Below are 24,124 nucleotides of genomic sequence, written 5' to 3'. Positions count from 1 at the left end.
AAATTTTCGCTCTTAAAATAAAAGCAATGAATATATACTGTCACGCAAAATTCGATGAGACACTTCGGAATCGCTTAACCGAAGTTCTTTCGCCAAAATATACGATTCATTTTCAATCTGATACGCAGTCCAAAACAGAAGCGCAAAATCTGTTCTATGAAGCTGATTATGTACTCGGAAATCCGCCACCAGACTGGTTCTCAGAACCTTTGGATAATCTAAAATTCTGGCAACTGGATTCTGCCGGTTTTGATCAATATGCCTCAGTAAAATTAAACGGGCAAACAAAAGTAGCAAACATGGGCGACTGGTTTGCCCGACCGTGTGCTGAATCGATCGTTGGCGGCATACTGGCACTTTATCGCGGCATTGATAAACTGACTTTATTGAAAGAAAAAACAGAATGGGTTGGCGCGCCGTTAAGAGCTGAATTGCGTTTGCTTTCCGGTCAGGAAGTTGTGATTCTTGGTGCAGGAACAATTGGCAGCACGGTTAAGCTTCTTTTGCAGGGATTTGGGTGTACAATACATTTAATGGCCCGAACTTCTCCGGATGCAGATCTTCATTCGAAAGAAGATTTGTTAAATGTTTTACCAAATACCGACTTAGTAATCAATACTTTACCAGGATCTGCTGCCAATTTTGCTGACCAGGCCATGTTTCAAGCCATGAAAAAAGGCAGTGTTTATGCAAGTGTAGGCCGTGGAAGCACAACCGACGAGAAAGCACTTATTGAAGCACTAAATTCGAAACATCTGGATGGAGCAGTTCTGGATGTGACAGAAGTAGAACCAATTCCAAATGACAATCCGCTGTGGAATATGGAAAATGTTATTCTCAGTCAGCATACCGGAGGCGGACATGCGGATGAACATGTTGGAAAAGTGGATTTATTCCTCAACAATATGATGACGATTGAAAATGGAGGTGCTCCGATTAATGAAATAAATCTTGCAAAAGGATATTGATATCAGCATTAAAACGATTATCTATTTAACCGATAATCAACAAACTTAGAATAAATGACAAGTACAGAATTGAGCACGGCAGAACGGATTCGTGAAAAATATACAGCGCATTTTGGATATAATACTGATGCAAAAGATTTCAGGCTTTTCCGTTCGCCGGGAAGAATAAATCTGATTGGAGAACATACCGACTACAATAATGGATTTGTCTTGCCGGCTAGCGTAGACAAGGCTGTCTATTTTGCAATTTCTCCCCGTACAGACAATCAGGTAATATTGTATGCGGTGGATTTAAATGAAACCTATACTTTCCAGGTTGAAGATATTTCCAAACCGGATCAGAAATGGGCTTACTTTCAGCTGGGTATTATTGAGCAGATTTACAAAAATGGACTGAACATTGGTGGATTTCAGGCTGCATTTGGCGGAGATGTCCCGCAGGGTGCAGGTATGTCGTCTTCGGCTGCTTTGGAATGTTGCTTACTGTTCGCTTTAAATGAAGTTTTCAACCTGGGACTGGACCGATTTTCAATCGTAAAAATGTCTCAGAAAGCAGAAAACGAATATGTTGGCGTGCAATGCGGCATTATGGATCAGTTTGCTTCCGGCTTTGGAAAAAAAGAAGCTGTGATCCGGCTTGACTGCCGGTCGCTCGAATATGAATATTTCCCATTTCCAATGGACGAGTATATTCTCGTGCTTTGCAACACGCTTGTTGAACATTCGCTGGCAAGTTCGGAATACAATACCCGACGATTGGAATGTGAAAAAGGCGTTTCGATTCTTCAAAAAAATCATCCTGAAATCAAAAGTTTACGCGATGCTTCACCCGCCCTGATTGAAACCTACAAAGATGAAATGGGTGATGTCGTTTACCGTCGTTGTAAATATATGACAGAAGAAATTGAGCGTGTGCAGGTTGCCTGTGATTTTCTGACGGCTGGTGATCTTATTAGTTTTGGCAAAAAAATGTATGAAACACACCAGGGATTACAACACGAATATGAAGTAAGCTGCGACGAACTTGATTTCCTGGTAGATCAGACATTTGACGATCCGTCTGTAATTGGCGCGCGAATGATGGGTGGCGGATTTGGTGGTTGCACGATCAACCTTGTAAAAAAAGAGGGTGTTGAAGCTTTTGAAACAAAAATGAAAAAAGCTTATTACGATAAATTTCAAATAGAATTGCCCTGCTATCGCGTACAGATAACAGATGGAACCGAGGAGATTGTACTAAATGCTTAAACCTTAATATTTCCGGAAATACCTTTATGAAAAAACGATCATTAATATTCGCTGCGCTGATTGGACTTGGTCTGATGAGCTGCTCAAAAACCAAAAACGAGAAAGAAAACGAAAACGAAAGTAAAACAATGACCAGTACGATTTCGAAAGAAGTATTCGGAGACCTTCCGGATGGTACAAAAGCGGACCTTTACACGCTTAAAAATGCCAACGGAATGACGGTGAAAATCAGCAATTATGGTGGTATCATCACAGAATTAACTGCCAAAGACAAGAACGGAAAATGGGAAGATGTCGTGTTAGGATTTGATTCCCTGGCCCCTTACATAGCAGAAAATCCATTTTTTGGAGCATTGGTTGGCCGCTTTGGAAACCGCATAGCCAACGGAAAGTTCACGCTTGATGGAAAAACGTATTCCTTGCCAATTAACAACGGACCAAATTCCCTGCACGGTGGAATCAATGGCTTTAACAAAAAGCTATGGAATGCGACTGAAATCAAAAAGGATTCAATTGTCGGCCTTGAACTGACTTATGTAAGTAAGGATGGCGAAGAAGGTTATCCTGGAACGTTAAATGTAAAAGTGACTTACACGCTGTCAAACGAAAATGGTCTTCGTATTGATTATGAAGCGACTACCGATAAAAATACTGTTGTTAATTTGACAAATCATTCGTATTTCAATCTGACCGGATTGAAACGTGATATCTTAAATCATGAAGTTTATATCAAATCAGATAGTATGGTTCCGGTAAATGCAACTTTGATTCCAACCGGAAAATTGAGAGCGGTAAAAGGAACTCCGTTTGATTTTAATGAGCCTGCACTTGTTGGAAAAAGAATTAATGACGTAGCTGATGAGCAAATCAAAAATGGCGGTGGATATGACCACTGCTGGGTAATAAGCGGTGCGGATAAAAGCTTATCACTTTTTGCAACGGTGAAAGATCCTGAAAGTGGTCGTTTTATGGAAGTTTATACGACAGAACCTGCCGTTCAGTTTTATTCTGGAAATTTCCTTGATGGAACACTGACTGGAAAAGGGGCAACATATGGCAAGCGTTTCGGACTTTGTCTGGAAACTGAACATTATCCGGATTCACCGAATCAACCACAATTCCCTACCACTGAACTGAAACCGGGGGAAACTTACAAGACTTCTACGGAGTATAAGTTTTCGGTGAAGTAGTTGTTGAAAATATTTGAGGAGCTGCCGGAGATAGAATTTCCTGGCAGCTTTCTTTTTTTATATATTTGAGATATGTGGCTATGGCTGAAGCCGGAATGATTTTGGCTCGCTCCGACCCAAGGCTGAAGCCTTGGGTTAATTTTTTCTCTACGGGAAAATAGTTCCCGCCATATCACTAACCCAAGGTTTCAACCTTGGGTTAGTGATATGGCGGGAGCCAGGCTTTAGCCATCTATATTTCCACCCAAGCTCCAAAAAGTAATTTATTAACAAGATAATCGTCCTGAAGAATTATCTTTGCAGGAAAGTTTCTTTTGAATAAATATCATCAACATGCTTACCAGAACCGTAAAAATCAGCAATGTTACCAACCTGTCCGACGCCCGTTATTGCGCTGGTATGGGTGTTGAAATGCTGGGATTTTCTATCGATCAAGATTCCCCGAATTATATATCTCCAAAAAAGTTTGAAGAAATTTGCTCATGGCTTGCCGGCGTTCAGCTTGTTGCTGAGTCCAGCCAGAGCGACCCTGAACAACTTTTAAAATCACTTGCCGAATATCCTGTTCACTACGTACAGGTAGAAACTCCCGGCCTGCTAACTTATCTGCAAAGTGAATTAAGTTTGCCGCTGATACTGCGCGTAAGTGTCGACACTTATGACGCAAATGATATTTATTCCATTCTGAGCCGTTATGGGGATGAAGTCGCGTATTTTCTTCTTGAAAGTGATGCAAATTTGAAACTAACCGAAGACTGGCTGGATGTATTAACAAAACTTGCTAAAGAATATCCTATCCTGATCGGTTTTGGACTTGATGATGAAGTTGCCGTAAATAAATTGACCGACACATTTCCGGAGATCGGCATAGCATTACGGGGAAGTGAAGAGATTCGCCCTGGTTACAAAGATTTTGGAAGTATGATGGATATTTTGGAAGCGTTGGAAGAAGATTAATTATTTCAACTCACCGCTTTGAAATAACCCGTTTCAGTCCGAATTCCTATCATAGTCGCTATTATTTGTTAGTTAAAAAAAGTTTAAATATCGGAAATCATTCCAGATTACCTTTTAACACGTCAACTAACCGATAATAAACTTCCAGCTTGCAGTATCTTGTATCACCCACTACCTTTGATTACAACATAAACGCAAACAACGAAATGGAAAAGAAATTGCACCGCATACCCGATCAGGCCGTATTTGGAGGAGTTGCTTCCGGTATTGCCCAATATTTACAAATAGATGTCGTAATCGTTCGTGTTTTATTCGTCGTCATGTTATTCCTTCCGATACCGCCAAGTTTTGGCTGGACTGGAATTCTGTACATCATTTTATGGGCAGTACTGCCAACTGGATCGGCAGACGTCCATAATTTTGATACCGTGGCTTCCAAACCACACGATCCGGAAGCAGAGAAAAAACGTAACGATCAGACTATAAAAATCCTTGGTGGTGCGTTAGTATTGTTCGGTATTTTCATGCTGATTGATGACTTTCCGCTTTGGTATGAGATCAAACCATATTTCTGGCCAATTGCACTAATAACGATTGGAGCATTTTTAATTCTTCGTCAGAGAGATAAGGAGCAGGAAGGAAATACAACAGTGTATCCGACAACGCCTCCGCCAACAGACCCGGTAGAACCATATACGCCAACGCCGGATCCGCAGCCATACACACCTTTCGGAACGACAGAATCCACACCGCCAAATACTTTCCCGGAAGATCCGAATGGAAAAAAAGCCGATGATGACGACGAAATTATCAAAGTGAATTAACAAAAACAGCCATGAATTTTAAAAGTATTTTCTGGGGACTCCTGCTCATCATCGCAGGCTCCCTCTTCCTTATCGAAGAATTTACAGGTTTTGATTTCAGAAGCTTTTTCTGGCCTGTCATGCTGATCATCGCCGGTGCGTTGCTTCTGCTCAAAAACTATATTAACTCTGATTCTTCCAATCACTCTAATATTTAATCGTTATGAAAAATTCAAAAGGCGTTTTCTGGGGTGGAATTCTTATTGTGATTGGGATTGTTGCGCTGCTTCGCAAACTGGACTTATTTTATTTTAACTGGGATTCGATTCTGCCTTTCTGGCCAGTGCTGCTTATCCTCGCAGGATTACTGATTCTGGTTACCGACAGACATGCGCCGGCGAGAGCATTTGTTGGAATACTTATCGCATTTGCCGTTTTTGGTGGATTAGCGCACCGGACTGACCGCGCTTTCGATCGCCACAACGATGACTGGAATTTTAACTGGAATGATGGTGATAACGACGATCAGGATGAAGATAACGATGACGAAGAGGAGGATGAGAATAAAGACGAAGATTACGAACGCGAACACAGCAAGCGACAAGAAGATGGCGATACCAGGCTGAAAAATAATTCCTATGAATATGCGATGGAAGATTTTATCCAGAAAGCGAACTTTAATCTGGAAGGCGGAGCAGGTTCATTTACTTTAAAAGGAAATACAGACAAACTTTTTCAGGCAGATACGCATTCATCTATTCTTGGTTTTCTGTCAAATACGACAATCAATAAATTGGCCAATACAGCAACTGTCAATTTGAAAATGGAAGATGGTAACGTAAAACTGAACAAGGGTGAACTGAGTAATAAGGCAGAGATCGAGCTCAACGAAAAACCTATCTGGAACATTGATCTTGGATTAGGAGCCGGAAAAGGTGATTTTGATCTAAGTAATTATAAGGTTGAATCTTTAAAAGTAAGTACAGGCGTAGCAGACATGAATATCCGTCTGGGTGATAAACTCGAACGCGCTGATGTGAAAATTGAGGCCGGCGTGGCTTCAATTGATATGGAAATACCAAAGTCAGCAGGGTGCGAAATTGTTCTCGAAGGAGCACTCAACCTAACCTCATTTGACGATCTTGAAAAAATTAATGACAATCTTTATCGTTCGCCAGGATTCGAAAAAGCTACCAGGAAAATTAATATTAATTTCGAAGGTGGTTTGTCAAAAGTGAAGATCAGAAGATACTAATACATTATTTTCCTCCTTTTCGGCGCTCGGGAAGGAGGATTTTTTTATTTTTAACGTATGCGTTTTATTAAATTGTTTTGTTTACTGATCTCCTGTTCATTTATTTCTCCACAAATAAGCGCACAAGGCAACAAGAATATTTCAGCCACCGAGAAAAAAATATTGGATCAGGGATTGGTTGATATACAAAGCGTTAATCCGGAAATTCTGGTAGAATTAAAGTATGCAACGCCAGATAATTTCATGAAGAAAAATGTCTACGGAGATCTGACACACGCATATCTTCAGCCGGAAATTGCCAAAAGACTTTCCAAAGCCAGCAGCCTGCTTAAAAAGGCAAAACCTGGCTACAAACTTTTGGTTTATGACGCCGCCCGTCCAAATACAGCGCAATATAAATTGTGGGATGCGCTTGATGATTTAAAAATCCCTGCTCGTCAGAAAACCCAGTATGTCGCTGACCCTAAAATTGGTTCAAATCATAATTTTGGCTGCGCGATCGACTTGACGGTTGTGGATGAAAAAGGCAATCCGTTAGATATGGGGACCAAATATGACTTCTTCGGTCCCCTCGCCTATCCCCGTTCCGAGCAGGAAATGCTGCGACAAGGTAAACTCACTACGAAACAAATTGCCAACCGGAATATTTTGCGCATGGCAATGGTCCATGCTGGTTTTACCGTAAATACCACCGAATGGTGGCATTTTGACGGCATGTCAAAAAAGCAGGCAAGGGCAAAATATGGTATGATCAAATAATTACGCTTTATTTACCGAACTTCCGCCAGATACTTTCTTATTTACATCCGGGTTACCTTTGTATCGCAAATTGCTTGCACCGCTCACGTCAACTTTTAGATAGCGCGTTACTGAAATTCTGCCTTGACTTGCTCCGGATAACTTAATATCTGACTCTTCCGCCTCAAAATCAAATCCATTAATTTCCGACGCTCCGGACAATTCTCCATCAATAAATTGACCGCTTCCGATAAGGTGCAAGTAAGAGGCACCGGACAAATCCAGCTCGATAGTTTTTGCAGAACCGGTAAAATCACATTTTGACGCACCGGAAAGCTCAAAGTCAATTTCTCTTGCATTTTCAAAACCGGAAATGTTGGCCTGAACGGCACCCGAAAAGTCAACGCCTGATAAGGCGGGCATTGTGATGTCAATCGTCATTTTGCGACGACGATCTCTCCAGGGCTCTTTATACCGCACAATCAACTCCTTGTCTTCTACAAAAATTTCAAGATCATCCAGATCATTTAATTCGCCCGTAGCAGAAATCAAGTAAAAATTACCAGCTTTAACATTAACCTCAAAAGCATTTCCCATTTCGAGGTGATCGAAATTGTCCATGTCAAAAACGTGCGTGCCGGTTCCTCTTGGCTCCAAATCGTCATCGATCGAATCGCAGGATTGCAGGCTGAATAATGTGAATGCGTAAACAAATAAAGGAAGAAATAATTTTTTCATGGCTAATAATTTTTGGCTAACATCGGGAACGTCCCGTCTTCCCATTCAGGACAATTCAATTTTATTTTCCCCCTATCAACAAAAATTTTTTTTTGCGTAGGGGGAAAGTTAATTCCGCTTGTCATAATAAAAATGAACTTGAACTGTGGCAGCAACCGCTCTTAGAAATCGGAATTTTATAATCGGCGGAGATTATATACTTTTGGCGGAAAACCAAAAACGAAAATCCGTGCACGCCACCGATCCGGAAATTGTACAAGCGATCAGACGAGGAGACGAAGCTGCTTACGAGCGGACTTTTCGTTTTTACTATCAGCGGCTGTGCAATTACGCCAGTTCGTTATTAAAGGATGAGGAGGATGCAGAAGAGATTGTCCAGACGGTATTTATTACAATTTGGGAAAAGAGAGAAGATCTGGAAATTACACTTTCGTTGAAATCTTATCTTTACAGGGCCGTTCATAACCATTGTCTGAACCGCTTCAAACACGCTTCGGTGAAAGAAGCTTACCGTGAATATGCCGTAAATTATATACCGCAATCTTATGAGTCTGTTACAGAAAGTATTCACGCGGACGAGCTTGCCGAAAGAATAGAAAAGGCAGTTCAGCTTTTGCCTGAACAATGTCAGAAAGCGTTTCGGATGAGCCGTTTTGAGGAACTGAAATATCAGGAAATAGCCGATCGACTTAACATTTCAATAAAAACAGTTGAGAATCAAATCGGAAAGGCACTGAAAATTTTACGCAATGAACTGGCAGATTACCTGCCATCGCTGCTGATACTTGTTTATTTTTTACACCAACAGTTTTTCCAATCGTAACCATGAACAATTCTCATGAAAACATATCGGATGAGCTGTTAGCGCGATATCTGGCCGACACTGCCACGGCGGAAGAAATATCCGAAGTGCAAAACTGGCTTAATTTGTCGCCCGAAAATGAGCAGGACTTAGCGGCGTTTGAAGTGCTTTGGGAAAAATCCGCGCTTCTGAAAAACAGAATCTCGGAAGTAGACACGGATGCAGCCTGGGAAAAAGTCAGGCTAAAAATGAGCGCTCAGAAACCAAGCGAAAAAACTCCGTCATTCGAAAATGACAACGTCGAAGATGAAGTTATCATTAAGAAATTACCGGTTGAAAAACGAAAACCGTATACCTTATGGATTGCAGCGGCTATATCGTTGACCCTGATGGCATTTGGTTTTTACATTTTCAGGACGCAATTTTATAAAGCTGAATTACTGGAAGTTGCCACCACGAACAATACGACCGAAGCCATACTGCCTGACGGAACGAAAGTTTTTCTGAATTATAATTCAAAAATAAGTTATCCTGAAAATTTCCATGGAGATCTTCGCACTGTTTCCTTAAATGGTGAAGCATTTTTTGATGTAAAACCTGACGCTACACATCCTTTTGTGATTGACGCAAATGGAACTGACGTACGGGTTTTGGGTACTTCATTTAACGTGAAGGCATATAAAAAAGAACTTGTCCGGGTTGATGTAAAAACCGGAAAAGTACGGGTGAGCAAAGCCGATCAAAAAATTGAGCTGGTAAGGGGAGAAAGTGCAGAAGTTTCGGACGACACGTTGAGAAGTTTGCGCGCCGACTTAAATGTTATGGGGTATCACACGCATGTATTTGATTTCAACGGAGCGAAACTGGGTGAAATTATTAACTCCCTGAACGAAGGTTACCACGCGGATATCCGGCTGGCCAATGCCGATCTTTCGAAATGCCGCCTGACCATAGGTTTCCAGAAAGAACCGCTGGACACAACGCTTTCGGTGATCGCAGAAACGCTGGATTTGAAACTGAGAAAAGAAGGCAAAACATATTGGCTCGACGGCAACAGTTGTCAATAATCAAAAATTTGCCCTTCCCAGGAATTAATCAACCCGATTCTCTTGAAAAAACTTTATCCGCTCTCCCTTCTGTTTTTAGTTAATTTTTTCTTTGCTACACCTTCCTTCGCACAGGAATTGTTGGAAAGAAAGATTTCAATCCGCGTTACCAATCAGCCTGTCGATGAAGTTTTGCAGCAAATTGGAAATCTTGGAGGGTTCAGTTTCTCTTACAGTCCCGATGTTATCGACATCAAAAACCGTGTTTCCGTTAATGTTAGCAACAAAAGTGTACGGGAAATATTAAACGAGCTGTTTAAGGGAAAAGTAATTTTTAAACAACGGCACCGGTATATCATCCTTCAAAAAAACCAGAAAGCCGAAAATGAAGTACCTTCGGAATTTAATCTGAATGGTTATATTATTGATAAAAACACGGGAGACAAATTAGCAAATGCCAGTATTTATGAACCCGTTACCCTGGCCTCAACAATCAGTAATCAGTTTGGTTATTATAAAATACAACTGCCAACTGCGCCAACTTCCGTACGACTTGAAATCAGAAAAGAGCAATATGTAGGTAAAACGATTATTATCTCTAATCGAAAAAACACCTATTTGCCGATAACGCTGAACCCAGACACACTCAAAGTTTTGTCAGCACGAAAACCGAATATTCCCAGCCGGGCAGAATCGACTTTCAATCCAAAAATAGAAATTCCTCAGATTGAGTACACTACCACGACGTATGTGTTGCCAGATACTATTATTGAAAAAGATACTCTGCTGTTTGTGAGTAAATTACGCGGAACTTATCAGCGTGTAAGAAAAGATTTTAGCCTTGCCTTTGCCTCTGCAAAACAGGCGATCAATACGCGCAATATCACTGATACTCTATACCGACCAGTGCAAACGTCTATTCTGCCGTTCATGAGTACAAACCGTGAACTAAGCGGTAACGTCGTGAACGATTATTCTTTTAATGTCTTTGCAGGCTATTCTCTGGGAACAAACATACTCGAAATTGGGGGATTCATTAATGCCGATCGGGGGCATGTGAAAGGAGTTCAACTAGCTGGAATTGCTAACGTTGTGGGGCATAATGTTACTGGTTTTCAATATGCTACGGCCCTTAATGTTGTTATGGGCAATGTCAAAGGATTCCAGTATTCTACTTTACTAAATTTCACTGGCGGAAATTTTAAAGGTGTACAGCTTGCCGGTGTGGGAAATGTTTTACTGGGAGACCTGAATGGCTGGCAAATTTCCGGAGCGTATAATTATGCAAAAACTGTAAAAAAAGGACATCAGTTAAGTATCTTTAATTACGCAGATTCCTCCGCCACCGCGCCTATCGGGTTTTTCAGTTATGTCAGGAAAAACGGATATCGCCGCTACGAAATTTCGACAGATGAGTTTAATTATTTTAACACCTCGTTTAAAACGGGTGTCAATGCATTTTACAACATTTTCACGGTCGGGTTTAATGGAATGGTAAATAACAAACCGCTTGGAAGCATCGGCTACGGATTTGGAACAGGAGCCAAACTTGGCCGTGGATGGATGTGGAATGCAGATATCACTATTAACGTGGTTGCCATGAATAAGGATTTCAACAGCAATTCCGCCGCCGGATTATTCAGGCTGAATACTTCCATTGAAAGGAATCTTGGCAACAGATTATCAATCGCTTTTGGCCCTTCGATAAATATTCTGGCAGGAAATAATGAAGGTACCGCGAAAGACGACAGAACTTTCCTGTCCACAATCTGGCTCGGCGGGAAGCCGGATAAAGCTCAGAAAGATTATGCCTGGGTAGGTTTTCTGGTAGCGATAAGACTTCGAGATAAGTTATAAATTTCGATTTCACGAAGAGCAGAAAAGCGGACGCCGCGGGGTAAGATAAGCAGAGATCGCAAAGATTATACTTCGCGATCTCTGCTTATCTTCCCTGCTCTGCGTGAAAACCCCTTTAAAAACCAATTCTCCCCCTGCTATTTCTTCCTATTCGTCCGCCGGCGAAGTCTTTCAATTCTTCAAGCTCCTTTTCGAATCCACCGGAAAGTATCGGGAATCGGCACCACGAACGTGGATCAAGATTAAGATCATCCAGATGAAAAGATGGCGCGTAACGCTCCCTCTTCCACTGATTACGGCTCCAAAGTTTGAAAAATCTTTCTGTCCAGCCAAGAATCTGCTCGTCTGAATAAAGGTCTTTATAACGCACGATCATATTTTTGAAACATTCAACAGGCGACTTCTTATCTCGGATGGCTACCTTTTCCAATGCATCAAGGAAATCATAAGGCATCAGATCAGCCTCATCTGTCTGGTTTAAAGCCAGGGGACGAAGTTCAGCTGTTGGCTGCAACGAGTTCACTTTTTTCAAACCTTCAATACGGATATGTTTTCCTTTAACCTCGCACCCAACCGTTTCGAGCCAGCGCAGCCATTGACGCAGATAATGTTTGTCAATACCTGCCAACGGACTGATACTGCCGGAAGTGTCGCCATCCATGGTCGCATAACCAACGGCAACTTCTGAACGGTTAGAAGTGGCCAAAAGCAGATGATTGGAAAGATTTGTCAAAAGCCAGACACCCGGGGCACGAACCCTCGCCTGGATGTTCTGCAAGGCGATATCGTCTGAATCCCAGGACAATTTTCTGCCAATCTGATCTTCAATCAGGCCTTTATAAGTTTCAATGAGACCGTTTATATTGATATTATAAAATGTAGAACCAATTGACAACGCCAGCGAACGAGCAGATTCCAGCGTATCCTCAGAGCTGTTATCGGTTCCCTGATAAATATTGTGGATTAGAGCCAACGCAATATCTTCCTCCGTTACAGCCGATTGAATACCTTTAATAAAAAAGAGTTTTTCTTTAAAACGCGCCATACCTATACTCTCATCAGCCAACCGGATCATTAATCCGCAAAGTGCAGTGCAGGCACAAGAATCTGCTCCGCCAGACAAAGAAATTGTAAATCCATTGGAACGGCTTTTCCTCAAATAATCAAAAAGTCCGAGTGAAACAGCCCTGGCAAATTCCTCCTCTTTCAGCGCTCCGCCCTTTTCAAAAGCTTCCAGTTCTGCTATTTGTTGCGGCACGGGACTAATATCCGGAAAGTCAAAACGAGCAGCGATCCGCCAGGTTTTGTCTTTATTACCAGAAGAAATTTTATTTTGTAATTGATTTAAACGGGTATTATCCGTATCAATAACGGCGGTAATAATCAGATGATCTTCATAACTGAAACGATCACTCGTCACCAGCATTTCGCCATTGGAAGCAATCATCGCATCACCATCATAAATGGCTCGCCCAGCCTCATTGCCTAATAAGTTGGTATAAATATAACTGCACCCAAAAGATCTGGAACCATCCAGAACCAACCTTTCCCTGGTCAGGAATTTATGAAAAGCGAAGTGACTTGCACTTGGATTAAGGATCACATCCACCCCTCGCTCGTAATGTCTGCGCCCCGGACGGTTTGAAACCCAGGCATCTTCGCAGATTTCAAACCCAATTTTTATACCCGATAAATCAAAAATAATATCCCCGATCGGATATAACATTTGATCAATTTCTATGCTTTCGACCAAACCGACGGGCCATGGGCGAAACCATCTTGCCTCATAGTGAATTCCGTTATTTGCAAGATTTTGTTTACAGTAAAATCCGATAATCTGTTTGTTTGCGATCAGGCAGGCTGCGTTGTACAAACTGTTATTATGACGAACCGGCAAACCAACAGCAACAACAATTCCCGCGGTGGCCTGAACAATTTCATGAAGACATTTCTGAGCCTGATCGGCAAGATCATGCGCAAAAAAATAATCCTCACAGCCATATCCCGAAATACAAAGTTCCGGCAGACAAAGCACGCTGACATCCTGCTTTTTTGCCTCCTCAATCGCCAGTAAAATATGTTTGGTATTAGAATCCCACGCCATAGGCGTTTGATTCACTACCCCAGAAGCTACTTTTATAAATGACATAATTTAATAATCCGGTTTTTAGTAGACATAGATAGTCAATTCTTAATCACAAACTACCTGGCAACTTAACAAAAAATTGAGGAGAAGAATTGAATTTTACAATTTTTGATTTCAATGATAAAGGTTTAAAATCATCCGACTTGGAAAGTCGCTTTCGTCCCGGATAAGTTTTTCGCTACTTTTGTCAAATTAATAGTAAAATCTAACCAGTCATTTTCTTTGCGTTTTCCCTCATTTGTCGCCAAACGTATCCGGAACAACGAAGCCGGTTCCTTTTCAGCAACGGTTTCACGTATTGGCGTAGCCAGTATAGCGATCGGCGTGGCGGTTGGAATCGTGTCATTTGCAGTACTGATCGGATTTAAAGAAACAATCCAGAAAAAAGTTTTCCTCTTCGGCGCGCATATCAACATAACAGCTTTTGCGCTCGGAAATACATACGAAGAAGGCGCAATGAATGTTAAAAATCCTGTTGCCGACGAATTAAGGAATATGCCTGAAATAAGTCACTGGCAAGCTGTGGCGCATAAATCCGGAATTTTGAAAACACCAGATGAAATAAAAGGTGTTTTATTAAAAGGCGTTGGAAAAGATTACGACTGGAATTTATTTAAAAATACACTCGTCGAAGGCCGGTTAATCGGTAAGACTGATTCGTCTTCATTAAAATATGGTTACTCATCCGAAATTCTGATCAGCCGAAAAATTGCATCGCAACTGAAATTAAAGCCAGGTGATGACGTGATTATGTATTCTCTGCAAGATCCGCCAAGGCCAAGAAAACTCACAATTTCCGGAATTTATGATACCCAAATGGAGGAGTTTGATGACCGTCTTATCATCGGAGATCTTGCACTTGTACAGCGGCTCAATGGCTGGGGGCCGGATTCGATTGGTACTTATGAAGTCTATCTGAAAGATTTTCAGCAGCTCGATAATGTCTCTTTACATTTAAAAAAATTATTACCTCCCGCTGTTTACCTGCAAAAAGTTACGGATGTATTCCGCCAATTATTCGACTGGCTGATTCTTCTGGATAGAAATACGGCTGTTTTCCTAACGCTCATTCTCTTTGTCGCATGCTTCAATATGATCTCCATTTTACTGGTAATGATCATGGAAAGGACGCCACTGATCGGATTGTTGAAGACATTGGGAAGCCCAAATAAACAGATCCGGATGGTATTTTTCCGGGTTGGCTTACATATGGTTCGCAAAGGCTTATTGATTGGAAATATCACAGGTCTGGCTTTCTGCTGGATACAGCACGAATTCAAAGTGATTCCTTTGGATCCTGTCAATTACAATATGGATACCGTTCCAATAGTATTCGACTGGGCGACATTTTTACTGATAAATATCATCACGGTCATTGTTTCTGCACTAATCCTGATGATCCCAACCCTGATCATTACCAGAATCCAGCCGATCAAGGCGCTGTTATTTAAAAAGTAATTTCACTAGTATTTACACAGAGAATTTGGAGTAAAAAAAGAGGTACACAGAGCGTAAATAAACTCCGTACAAGTCTCCCCTTTTCTCTGTGTAACCTACAAAATCACCAGTTAACCTTATTCAAAAGTTCCCCAGCCCTCAAAAGCGTTTCATTATTTTTTGCAAAACAAAAACGTAAAACCCTGAAATCCGTCGGTTGATCGTAGAAAGAAGATATTGGAATTGACGCCACACCTGCTTCCTTCGTAAGCCTTTCGGCCAATGCCAGATCATGTTCATCAGACAAATTTTCATATGACACATTCTGAAAAAAACTTCCTTCCGAAGGTTTTAGTTTTAATCCGGTATGCTTAATTGCGTTAATAAAAATGTTCCTTTTTGTTTCGTAAAAAGAAGAAAGACTGAGATAATGCTCAGGGTCTTTCAGGAATTCTGCGATGGCAAACTGAAATGGCGTGATCACACTAAAAACCATATACTGATGAATTTTACGAAACTCCGCTGTGAATTCTTTTGGGGCCAGACAATAACCTACTTTCCAGCCGGTGGCGTGAAAAGTTTTTCCAAAAGAACCGCAAAGAAACGTCCTCGCGGCCAAAGACGGAATTGATACGGCGGAAATATGCTGCAATCCGTCGAAAATAATGTGTTCATAAACTTCATCACTGATCACAAAAAGATCGTGTTTTTCCGCCAGGAGATCCAGTTGTTCCAGGTCAGTTGAAGTCCAGACTTTTCCGGTGGGGTTATGCGGCGTATTGATGATAATTGCCTTCGTTTTTTCGGTAATTTTCGAACTGACAACTTCCCAATCGATGTATTCATACTGCGGATCCAGCGTCACAAAAACCGGAATTCCGCCATTCATTTCGATCGCAGGAACATAACTGTCATAAGCCGGCTCAAAAACGATAACTTCGTCGCCAAGATTTACAACCGTTGAAATTGCTACATAAAGTGCTTCTGTGGCCCCGCTGGTGATGGTAATTTCAGTAACCGGATGATACTCTGTGGAAGTTGCCTCGAAGATTTTTTTGGAAATCGCCTCCCTTAACGTCAACACGCCAGCCATCGGCGCGTACTGATTTTTACCTTGTCTGATATATTTATCTACCAACATCTGCAAGTCTGGCGAACAGTCAAATTCCGGAAATCCCTGTGCCAGATTTATTGCCTTGTAATCCTCGGCAAGTTTAGACATGTGGGTAAAAATGGTGGTCCCAACTTTGGGTAATTTCGACTGAATCGCAGATGTTGCGGAAGGCATATTAGAGTTGACAAGAGTGATGATTAAATAAAAAAGTGAACCGGCAGCAGGTCTGGATCAAATATAATTGAAACAGCCAAACTGCCGGTGCGGCATGCTATAAATTTTGTCTACTTTCACTTTTTAACTTTCCATTCAAAAATAGATTTCAGTAATTCTTTACGATCCGGCGTTCCATCGAAGTTTTCATCAACGAAAGTGTAAGCTATTTTCCGATCATTACCGATAACAAAAAGTGAGGGTGTGAAAACTTCCTCAGAGATTCCAGCGATACGGTCCCAGATCGGTGAAGTTTCTGAGTACACACCATAAGAACGCGCGACATTGAAATCCTTATCATGAATAATCGTGAAATCTAGTTCCAGTTTCTTAGTCATACGCTCGATCTGCTTTGAAGATTCATTTGTCAATACCAAAAGTTGTCCACCAAAAGCTTCGATTTTTGGTGCCAGTTCCTGCAACGCAGCCAAATGTTTAGGCGCATAACTTCCCCAGCATGGACAGTAGAAACTCAAAACGAGCGTTTTGTAGGATAATAAGTCAACTAATGACCTGGAATCGTTGGCAACAGAAAATCCTGATACAGAAGTTGTCTGCACGCCATCTTCCGACCGCAAATAAAACAAAGGTGCCAAATCGCCGACAGAAAGTTCTTGTACAAGCTCATCGGGTTCACGCTCTTTTAGCTGAATGGTTGAAATGTTCCCTAATTCATCTTCGAATTCGTAATACATAATCGCCAGGGTTGTGTTGTTTATTCGAGTTTCTATAACAAAGGTATTATTAATCTATTTAATCTACAAAATTTATAGAGTAATAATTTGATAGTTAAAAATTGTTGCGAAACTTCAGTTTGGTTTTATGAATTATGTTATCAAAGTTTTTTTGCTTTGACATATTTCTTACACGGCAACCGGAAACTCCTACGGAGTTAAAATTAATTGCCAATCGTTTCTTCTATAAACAGGATGCTCCGATGGAGCTGGTTGATCAAGTCAAACAATTTATAAGATAAGAATTTCAAAGGAGGCCGCGTTCTAGAAAAATTCCTATACCAAATAAAGCTCGATATAGCTCCCTGTTTATAGAAATCGAATGAGCCAATAAACACGAGGCTCCTTAGGAGCCGCCTTGGATACGTATTGCGCGAATGAATTAGCAACAACAGGAAACTCCCACGGAGTTAAAATTAATAGCCAATCGTTTCTTCTATAAACAGGATGCTCCGATGGAGCTGGTTGATCAAGTCAAACAATTTAGAAAAAAAGAATTTCAAAGGAGGCCGTTTTCTAGAAAAATCGATATGCCAAATAAAGCTCGATAGAGCTCCCTGTTTATAGAAATCGAATGAGCTAATAAACCCGAGGCTCCTTAGGAGCCGCCTTTGTTAGCCATCTTTTCCTGACTATCATTCAGATTTTTAAAATCAAGCGTAATATGCCTGATTGAAGAAGAATTCAGAAGTAAATCCGTGGTAATAAATTCCGGATAAATACTTCCTGGATCAATATTTTCAATATTTTCCCAATGGAATAATAATTCACTATCATCTTCCTGCACAACAAAATCACGCTGGTCATTAATATCCGGAATTTCCATTTGATAGTAAAAACCGATCTCGTGATGTTTAATTTTGTTGTATTCGAAGAAATTTTCAACAACCCAAAGCAATTTTCCGACAATCACTTTCTGGCCAATTTCTTCCAGCATTTCCCTGAGAAGCGTCTCTTTTGAAAACTCGAACATATCGACCCGACCGCCGGGCAAGCTCCAGAAATTATCCGTGGGTGTCCGGTGAAGTAATAATTTTCCATTTCGGACCGAAACGCCTGCGACGCGAAAATTGAATAAGGCGTCTTCAACAGGAAGACAGATTGAAGAAACACCGTTCATAATTTAAACAATTCTAACATCAGGCATTTACAATTTTTTCAACAGTAGAATCCCGGATAATCAGAGATGTTTGTAAGGATCTTGTTTCAAAAATCGTAGGTTTTTTAGGGTGTTCGATCAGGCGGATCAATAACTCAGTCGCCTGGTGCCCCATATCAATAGCAGGCTGAACAACCGTCGTCAATGGCGGGTTAAATAATTCAGCGACGCTTGTATTTGTAAAACCAAGCAAAGCCATTTCCTCCGGAATTTTTATATTTTTCTGGATCAAAACAGACATGCAACTGGTAGTTAATCGATCGCTTGCCGTAAAAATAGCATCCGGAGGCTCAGGTAAATTCAGTAATTCCTGAACTGCAGTTTCATTTTCCTCCAACATCATACCTCCGTGATGGCAATATTTGACATACGATTCATCAAACGAAATTCCATTATCTTCAAGCGCCTGGCGGTATCCGGCAAGCCTTTCCGTAGTGATCGACAGATACAGCGGACTCGTTACATGTGCAATTCTTCTTCGACCAGTTTTGATCAGATGCTCCGTCGCCTGATAGCTTCCAAAAAAGTTATCAACAACAATTTTATGGATATCTATATTTTTTGGAACCCGGTCGATGAAAACGATTGGCATGCCCTTTTCCAGTAGTTCTTCAAAATGCGTCAGGTCTCTCGTAAGGCTTGACAAAGAAACCAAAAGCCCGTCCACCTTCCTGGAAACAAGGTAATTGGTGTTCGCGACCTCCCTTTCATATGACTCATGACTTTGAAAAATAACCACATGATAGCCCATATTATAGGCGATCGATTCAATTCCGTTGATGAGCTGGGAGAAAAAATTATTGGCAATTTCGGGAATAATTACACCAATCGATTTGCTTTTACTATCTCGTAAACTCAGAGCAATCGGATTGGGCCGGTAATTCATTTTCTCGGCATATTCCAATACAAGCTTCTTCGTTTCATTGTTAATTTCGTAGCTGTTTCTCAACGCACGGGAAACCGTGGATGTCGACAAATTCAGTGTGCGGGCAATATCTTTTATTGTAATTGTTTCCAAAAAATATATTCGTTTATTACAACTTATTCCTAGATAAAAAATACTTATCTAAACACTCAGTGAATATACTAAATTACCTTTTAATTCTACAATTTTCATAACCTAAGTTCGCTTTCGCAATTTCTGGTAACGTTCCCGATAACGATTGCACAAAAAAAGACAATCCAATATTTGATAATTCTAATTAATACATCTAAACTCGTTTATTCTTATCTATCTTTTGCAAAATTCGGCTAAATTGGTACCGTCCGTGAAAGAAATCAACAGAAACATTTAAATGAATAGTACAAATTTATTCAACCTGACCGGCAAAACCGCGCTGGTAACTGGTTGTAACCGCGGTATCGGCAAGGCAATGGCCGAGGCACTAGCAGAAGCGGGAGCTGATATTATCGGAATATCTTCTTCACTTCCGACAACGGAAAGCGAGATCCAAAAATCAATCACAACAATCGGCCGGAAATTTTATCCATATCAGGTGGATCTGGGTAATCGTGAAAGTCTTTATGACTTTATTAAACAAGTAAAAGAAGATCATAAAGTCATTGACATTCTGGTGAATAATGCAGGGATAATTCTTCGTCAGCCTGCGGCTGAGCATTCTGATGAATATTGGGATCAGGTTTTGAACATCAATCTGGACGCGCCGTTTATACTTTCCCGTGAAATCGGAAAAGAAATGGTAACAAGAGGACATGGCAAAATTATTTTCACCGCTTCACTTTTGACCTTTCAGGGTGGTATTAATGTTCCGGGTTATACAGCATCGAAAAGCGCCATCGGCGGTTTGGTGAAAGCTTTGGCAAATGAATGGGCTGGTAAAGGGGTCAATGTCAACGCCATTGCGCCGGGTTATATCAACACGGATAATACGGAAGCGTTGCGTAATGATCCTGTTCGCAGCAAATCAATTCTGGATCGCATTCCTGCCGGTCGCTGGGGATTGCCGAAAGATTTTAAAGGGCCGACATTATTCCTGGCTTCCGACGCCTCTAATTATGTAAACGGAACAACGCTTACAGTTGACGGAGGCTGGATGGGGAGATAGTATTGAATGATGGAATGAGTGAATGATAGAATGGGATTGCTCAATCTAATACTGATATTAAAATTATAAAAGTGCCGTTTGGGCGAATACTAATCGCTTAAAGCCAAAAGCTACTAAACTATGGAAATCAGATTTGCAGGCAGTCGTAAAGAGGTTTCTCAGATGAATACTGAGACTTTGCGCGAGAATTTTTTAATTGAAAATATATTTGAATCCGGTAAAATCAACTGGGTTTATTCGCATTATGACCGCGTCATGATCGGCGGTGCCATTCCTGTTTCCACGCCTTTGGTTTTAGAAACTTTTGATTCTCTGAAAGCCAATTATTTCTTGGAAAGACGTGAGATTGGTATCATCAATATCGGCGGTGACGGGACAGTAAATGCCGATGGAGAAGAAATTGCGATCAGTAAACTGGGCTGTATTTATGTTGGTAAAGGAACACAAAAAGTGATTTTTACAAGCAACGACGCGGAAAATCCGGCTGCGTTTTATTTGCTTTCTTCACCGGCACATCAAACTTGTCCGACACGTTTGTTTACAAAGGAAGATGCTACGCCGGTGACAATTGGAAGTATGGAAACCTCAAATCATCGGACGATTTACAAATATATCCACATGGATGGCATTCAAAGCTGCCAGCTTGTGATGGGCCTTACGGTTTTGAAAACGGGCAGTGTTTGGAATACGATGCCGTCGCACGTGCATGATCGGCGGATGGAGGCATATTGCTATTTTGATGTACCGCAAAATCAGCGTGTTCTGCATTTGATGGGTGAGCCATCAGAAACGCGCCACTTATGGGTGGCCGACCGCCAGGCAATTATTTCTCCGCCATGGTCAATTCATTCCGGCTGCGGGACTTCCAATTACTCATTTATCTGGGGAATGGCAGGAGAAAATAAGGATTATACGGACATGGACGCTATTGCGATCGGTGATTTAAGATAATCATCCGTTCAATTTTACAGGGAGTTTGGCAAAGCTTAATACTTTACCAAACTCCTTTTTATTGATATAATACCAAATTTACTTTGTGTACAGATTCATATATCGAATCCTGAAATTGACTAAAAACAAACATTCTTATACCGTTTCATAATTGTCGCAATAAAATTCTATCACTGGCAACGTTCCCGATAACGATTGCACAACAAAAGACAATTTTTTATTTGATAATTATAATTATAAGCTCTAAACTCGTCTTATTCCTGCAATAGGCTTATTAATAATATACCATTTCAGTTATTGAAATAAGTCAATTCGCATTTGGTTTTTTTGAAAATAAGCGCGTTAATAAATTAGAATGAAAAAACTCTTATTCCTCTCTTTTCTGATCATCACAGGTTTTAAACCTGATCAGGATAAAATTCAGGTTTTTCTGATCGGCGATTCAACACTTGCAAATAAGGCTCCTGGCGACGCACCGGAAACGGGTTGGGGAATGGTTTTTCAGGAGTTTTTCACCGATAAGATCAAGGTGGAAAATCACGCTCAGAACGGGAGAAGCACAAAAAGTTTTATCAACGAAGGTCGCTGGGCAAAAGTAACCAAAAACCTGAAATCCGGGGATTGGGTACTTATTCAGTTTGGACACAACGATTCAAAAGATAAGGATACCAGCCGGTACGCTGCTGCAAATACCGATTACAAAAAAAACTTGATCCGCTTCATCAACGAAACGCGCGCAAAAGGTGGAAATCCGGTTTTGATCACGCCAGTTATGCGCCGTCGTTTTGATGAAAAAGGCACATTTTTCGATACGCACGGAAATTATCCAGCCGCAGTAAAAGCTGTTGCAAAAGAGCAAAAAGTTCCGATGATTGATCTGCACGCGTTAAGTCAGGAAGTCATTGTACAACATGGTTTGGAGGGTTCAAAAGCACTTTTTATGCATGTCGAAGCCGGACACTATCCCAAATTCCCGAAGGGACTGGTTGATGATACGCATTTTACAGTTTATGGAGCGAAAATCATGGCAGGCCTTGTTGCAAAATCGGTTCATGAGCTGGACCTGGATTTAAAAAAACATCTTAAACATTTTGGCGATACAGACAAGTTTGTCTATGACTTGCCGGTTGTTCAGCAGCCGTCTTTCCGGAAAGATACTTTTAATGTAATTTCTTACGGGGCAAAAAATGATGGGCTTGTGTTAAATTCAGCTGCAATCAATAAAGCAATCGAAGCGTGTGCTGAAAAAGGTGGCGGCACGGTACTTATTCCTGAAGGTTTCTGGCTTTCAGGGCCAATCACTTTGAAAAGTAATATTAATCTTCATCTGGCAAAAGGTGCATTGTTGCAGTTCAGCGACAATTACAAAGATTATCCGCTTGTGAAAACAAACTGGGAAGGACTGGATGCGATCCGTTGTCAATCGCCGGTGAGCGCGACGGATGCCGTAAACATTGCAATCACCGGCGGCGGAATTATCGACGGAGCAGGCCAGGCATGGCGCTCTGTCAAGAAAGAAAAACTCACAGATTCTCAATGGCAAAAACTGGTTGCGTCGGGCGGTGTTTTGGATCAGGCACAGAGAATCTGGTATCCAAGTGAAGGTTCAAAGTTAGGAAATACCACGCCTGGCGCCGGGAATATTGCGGCAGGTTATACCATGGAAACCGTTACGAAATTTCAGGAATATCTTCGTCCGAATATGATCCGTTTTTCCAATTGCAAAAAGATTCTTCTGGAAGGCGTTACTTTTCAAAACTCACCTGCCTGGAACCTGCATCCGATGCTTTGCGACCATATTACTTTAAAAAATCTGACTGTACGAAATCCTTGGTATGCACAGAACGGTGATGGCGTGGATCTTGAATCCTGCCGTTTTGCCCTGATCGACAACTGTACTTTTGACGTCGGAGACGATGGAATCTGTATTAAATCCGGTCGCGATGAAGAAGGCCGCAAACGTGGCGTTCCAACTGAAAATGTAATTGTCCAGAATTCAACAGTTTTTCATGGCCACGGAGGTTTTGTGATCGGAAGTGAGATGTCGGGAGGTGTTAAAAACCTTTTCATTAACAACTGCAATTTTCTCGGAACAGATGTGGGCCTTCGTTTCAAAACAGCACGCGGTCGTGGTGGCGTTGTAGAGAATATTTTTATTTCCAATATTAACATGACGAACATTCCGGGCGAAGCAATTCTTTTTGACATGTACTATATGGCGAAAGATCCGGTCCCGAAAGCAGGTGAGAAAAATGAATTGCCTGTGATGAAAGCGGAACCTGTAAATGCAGGAACGCCACAATTTCAGAATTTCAATATCCGGAATATCGTGTGCAAGAGAGCGGAAACAGCGATAATGGTTCGAGGGTTGCCGGAAATGAGCATCAAAAATATCACAATCGAAAATGCTGTTCTGCAAAGTAATAAGGGTTTTGTTTGTATCGAAGGCGAGAACATTAATCTGAAAAATGTTTCCTTTTTCACGAAAGATAAAACCGTTATGCAAATTCAAAACAGCACGAACGTTACGATGGACAAAATTTCCTACGCGGATGACAGAGACTTGCTTTTGAAAGTAATAGGCGACCGCTCAAAAGGAATACGTTTACTAAACACCGACGATAAAAAGGCAAAAAAGAATATTGAATTCAGCGGCAATGCTTCATCCAAAGCATTGACCAGAAACTAAAAATCCAGAAACA

General features: G+C 41.2%; 21 protein-coding genes. 15 read left to right on the top strand and 6 right to left on the bottom strand.

Annotated features, from left to right (window positions below; translation table 11 throughout):
* The first annotated feature begins 26 nt into the window (after positions 1-26).
* From L0657_RS11260 to L0657_RS11225, 8 genes are all read left to right on the top strand, one after another.
* On the top strand, positions 27-968 hold the full coding sequence (locus L0657_RS11260) for a D-2-hydroxyacid dehydrogenase (RefSeq protein WP_235150900.1): 942 nt from the start codon (positions 27-29) through the stop codon (positions 966-968).
* A gap of 54 nt (positions 969-1,022) precedes the next feature.
* Positions 1,023-2,216, top strand: a complete 1,194-nt coding sequence (locus L0657_RS11255; protein ID WP_235150898.1) for a galactokinase — start codon at positions 1,023-1,025, stop codon at positions 2,214-2,216.
* 26 nt (positions 2,217-2,242) lie between these two features.
* Positions 2,243-3,406, top strand: coding sequence for an aldose epimerase family protein (locus L0657_RS11250; protein ID WP_235150896.1), 1,164 nt, complete (start codon positions 2,243-2,245; stop codon positions 3,404-3,406).
* Positions 3,407-3,739: 333 nt separating this feature from the next.
* Complete coding sequence (locus L0657_RS11245; RefSeq protein WP_235150894.1) at positions 3,740-4,363, top strand: hypothetical protein; 624 nt, start codon at positions 3,740-3,742, stop codon at positions 4,361-4,363.
* 206 nt (positions 4,364-4,569) lie between these two features.
* Positions 4,570-5,187: a PspC domain-containing protein gene (locus L0657_RS11240; protein WP_235150892.1), complete on the top strand. Its 618-nt coding sequence runs from the start codon at positions 4,570-4,572 to the stop codon at positions 5,185-5,187.
* Between the two features lie 11 nt (positions 5,188-5,198).
* Positions 5,199-5,384, top strand: coding sequence for a LiaI-LiaF-like domain-containing protein (locus L0657_RS11235; protein ID WP_235150890.1), 186 nt, complete (start codon positions 5,199-5,201; stop codon positions 5,382-5,384).
* 5 nt (positions 5,385-5,389) lie between these two features.
* Positions 5,390-6,421: a LiaF transmembrane domain-containing protein gene (locus L0657_RS11230; RefSeq protein ID WP_235150888.1), complete on the top strand. Its 1,032-nt coding sequence runs from the start codon at positions 5,390-5,392 to the stop codon at positions 6,419-6,421.
* 57 nt (positions 6,422-6,478) lie between these two features.
* On the top strand, positions 6,479-7,180 hold the full coding sequence (locus tag L0657_RS11225; protein ID WP_235150883.1) for a M15 family metallopeptidase: 702 nt from the start codon (positions 6,479-6,481) through the stop codon (positions 7,178-7,180).
* On the opposite strand, the gene L0657_RS11220 is transcribed toward L0657_RS11225, so the two are convergent.
* The gene (locus L0657_RS11220) at positions 7,181-7,897 is read right to left on the bottom strand and encodes a head GIN domain-containing protein (protein ID WP_235150880.1); all 717 of its coding nucleotides are present in this window, start codon (positions 7,895-7,897) and stop codon (positions 7,181-7,183) included.
* A 145-nt stretch (positions 7,898-8,042) separates the two neighbouring features.
* On the opposite strand from L0657_RS11220, the gene L0657_RS11215 reads away from it, so the two are divergent.
* Genes L0657_RS11215 through L0657_RS11205 form a run of 3 tightly spaced genes read left to right on the top strand, consistent with a single transcriptional unit; the run spans position 8,043 to position 11,602 of the window.
* Positions 8,043-8,720 (top strand): RNA polymerase sigma-70 factor, encoded by a 678-nt coding sequence (locus L0657_RS11215; protein ID WP_409015040.1) that lies wholly within the window; start codon positions 8,043-8,045, stop codon positions 8,718-8,720.
* Positions 8,721-8,722: 2 nt separating this feature from the next.
* On the top strand, positions 8,723-9,766 hold the full coding sequence (locus L0657_RS11210) for a FecR family protein (protein ID WP_235150878.1): 1,044 nt from the start codon (positions 8,723-8,725) through the stop codon (positions 9,764-9,766).
* A gap of 42 nt (positions 9,767-9,808) precedes the next feature.
* Positions 9,809-11,602: an STN and carboxypeptidase regulatory-like domain-containing protein gene (locus tag L0657_RS11205; protein WP_235150874.1), complete on the top strand. Its 1,794-nt coding sequence runs from the start codon at positions 9,809-9,811 to the stop codon at positions 11,600-11,602.
* Positions 11,603-11,717: 115 nt separating this feature from the next.
* Here the strand turns inward: L0657_RS11205 and nadE are convergent, their stop codons facing one another.
* Positions 11,718-13,751, bottom strand: coding sequence for an NAD(+) synthase (gene nadE / locus L0657_RS11200; RefSeq protein WP_235150872.1), 2,034 nt, complete (start codon positions 13,749-13,751; stop codon positions 11,718-11,720).
* A gap of 219 nt (positions 13,752-13,970) precedes the next feature.
* On the opposite strand from nadE, the gene L0657_RS11195 reads away from it, so the two are divergent.
* The gene (locus tag L0657_RS11195; RefSeq protein WP_235150869.1) at positions 13,971-15,206 is read left to right on the top strand and encodes an FtsX-like permease family protein; all 1,236 of its coding nucleotides are present in this window, start codon (positions 13,971-13,973) and stop codon (positions 15,204-15,206) included.
* A gap of 103 nt (positions 15,207-15,309) precedes the next feature.
* Here L0657_RS11195 and L0657_RS11190 read toward each other — a convergent pair whose 3' ends face one another.
* The 4 genes from L0657_RS11190 to L0657_RS11175 form a co-directional block, all read right to left on the bottom strand.
* The gene (locus tag L0657_RS11190; RefSeq protein ID WP_235150867.1) at positions 15,310-16,473 is read right to left on the bottom strand and encodes a methionine aminotransferase; all 1,164 of its coding nucleotides are present in this window, start codon (positions 16,471-16,473) and stop codon (positions 15,310-15,312) included.
* Between the two features lie 116 nt (positions 16,474-16,589).
* The gene (locus L0657_RS11185; protein ID WP_235150864.1) at positions 16,590-17,207 is read right to left on the bottom strand and encodes a peroxiredoxin; all 618 of its coding nucleotides are present in this window, start codon (positions 17,205-17,207) and stop codon (positions 16,590-16,592) included.
* A 637-nt stretch (positions 17,208-17,844) separates the two neighbouring features.
* A complete protein-coding gene (locus L0657_RS11180) occupies positions 17,845-18,366 on the bottom strand; it encodes an NUDIX hydrolase (protein WP_235150862.1) in 522 nt (173 codons plus the stop codon).
* Between the two features lie 19 nt (positions 18,367-18,385).
* Complete coding sequence (locus L0657_RS11175) at positions 18,386-19,423, bottom strand: LacI family DNA-binding transcriptional regulator (protein WP_235150860.1); 1,038 nt, start codon at positions 19,421-19,423, stop codon at positions 18,386-18,388.
* Positions 19,424-19,700: 277 nt separating this feature from the next.
* On the opposite strand from L0657_RS11175, the gene kduD reads away from it, so the two are divergent.
* The 3 genes from kduD (at position 19,701) to L0657_RS11160 (ending at position 24,111) form a co-directional block, all read left to right on the top strand.
* The gene (kduD, locus tag L0657_RS11170) at positions 19,701-20,471 is read left to right on the top strand and encodes a 2-dehydro-3-deoxy-D-gluconate 5-dehydrogenase KduD (protein WP_235150857.1); all 771 of its coding nucleotides are present in this window, start codon (positions 19,701-19,703) and stop codon (positions 20,469-20,471) included.
* Between the two features lie 120 nt (positions 20,472-20,591).
* The gene (gene kduI / locus L0657_RS11165) at positions 20,592-21,422 is read left to right on the top strand and encodes a 5-dehydro-4-deoxy-D-glucuronate isomerase (protein WP_235150855.1); all 831 of its coding nucleotides are present in this window, start codon (positions 20,592-20,594) and stop codon (positions 21,420-21,422) included.
* 355 nt (positions 21,423-21,777) lie between these two features.
* A complete protein-coding gene (locus tag L0657_RS11160; RefSeq protein ID WP_235150853.1) occupies positions 21,778-24,111 on the top strand; it encodes a glycosyl hydrolase family 28 protein in 2,334 nt (777 codons plus the stop codon).
* The last annotated feature ends 13 nt before the right edge of the window (positions 24,112-24,124 follow it).

This window comes from Dyadobacter sp. CY345 (assembly GCF_021502725.1).
GTDB lineage: Bacteria > Bacteroidota > Bacteroidia > Cytophagales > Spirosomataceae > Dyadobacter.
This window is presented reverse-complemented; position numbering and strand designations above follow the sequence as displayed.

What these genes read in the sequence shown, in the direction of transcription:
- L0657_RS11260 (WP_235150900.1), top strand. Translation starts at nt 27, where the DNA reads ATGAATATATACTGTCACGCAAAATTCGATGAGACACTTCGGAATCGC.
- L0657_RS11255 (WP_235150898.1), top strand. Translation starts at nt 1,023, where the DNA reads ATGACAAGTACAGAATTGAGCACGGCAGAACGGATTCGTGAAAAATAT.
- L0657_RS11250 (WP_235150896.1), top strand. Translation starts at nt 2,243, where the DNA reads ATGAAAAAACGATCATTAATATTCGCTGCGCTGATTGGACTTGGTCTG.
- L0657_RS11245 (WP_235150894.1), top strand. Translation starts at nt 3,740, where the DNA reads ATGCTTACCAGAACCGTAAAAATCAGCAATGTTACCAACCTGTCCGAC.
- L0657_RS11240 (WP_235150892.1), top strand. Translation starts at nt 4,570, where the DNA reads ATGGAAAAGAAATTGCACCGCATACCCGATCAGGCCGTATTTGGAGGA.
- L0657_RS11235 (WP_235150890.1), top strand. Translation starts at nt 5,199, where the DNA reads ATGAATTTTAAAAGTATTTTCTGGGGACTCCTGCTCATCATCGCAGGC.
- L0657_RS11230 (WP_235150888.1), top strand. Translation starts at nt 5,390, where the DNA reads ATGAAAAATTCAAAAGGCGTTTTCTGGGGTGGAATTCTTATTGTGATT.
- L0657_RS11225 (WP_235150883.1), top strand. Translation starts at nt 6,479, where the DNA reads ATGCGTTTTATTAAATTGTTTTGTTTACTGATCTCCTGTTCATTTATT.
- L0657_RS11220 (WP_235150880.1), bottom strand. Translation starts at nt 7,897, where the DNA reads ATGAAAAAATTATTTCTTCCTTTATTTGTTTACGCATTCACATTATTC.
- L0657_RS11210 (WP_235150878.1), top strand. Translation starts at nt 8,723, where the DNA reads ATGAACAATTCTCATGAAAACATATCGGATGAGCTGTTAGCGCGATAT.
- nadE (WP_235150872.1), bottom strand. Translation starts at nt 13,751, where the DNA reads ATGTCATTTATAAAAGTAGCTTCTGGGGTAGTGAATCAAACGCCTATG.
- L0657_RS11190 (WP_235150867.1), bottom strand. Translation starts at nt 16,473, where the DNA reads ATGCCTTCCGCAACATCTGCGATTCAGTCGAAATTACCCAAAGTTGGG.
- L0657_RS11185 (WP_235150864.1), bottom strand. Translation starts at nt 17,207, where the DNA reads ATGTATTACGAATTCGAAGATGAATTAGGGAACATTTCAACCATTCAG.
- L0657_RS11180 (WP_235150862.1), bottom strand. Translation starts at nt 18,366, where the DNA reads ATGAACGGTGTTTCTTCAATCTGTCTTCCTGTTGAAGACGCCTTATTC.
- kduD (WP_235150857.1), top strand. Translation starts at nt 19,701, where the DNA reads ATGAATAGTACAAATTTATTCAACCTGACCGGCAAAACCGCGCTGGTA.
- kduI (WP_235150855.1), top strand. Translation starts at nt 20,592, where the DNA reads ATGGAAATCAGATTTGCAGGCAGTCGTAAAGAGGTTTCTCAGATGAAT.
- L0657_RS11160 (WP_235150853.1), top strand. Translation starts at nt 21,778, where the DNA reads ATGAAAAAACTCTTATTCCTCTCTTTTCTGATCATCACAGGTTTTAAA.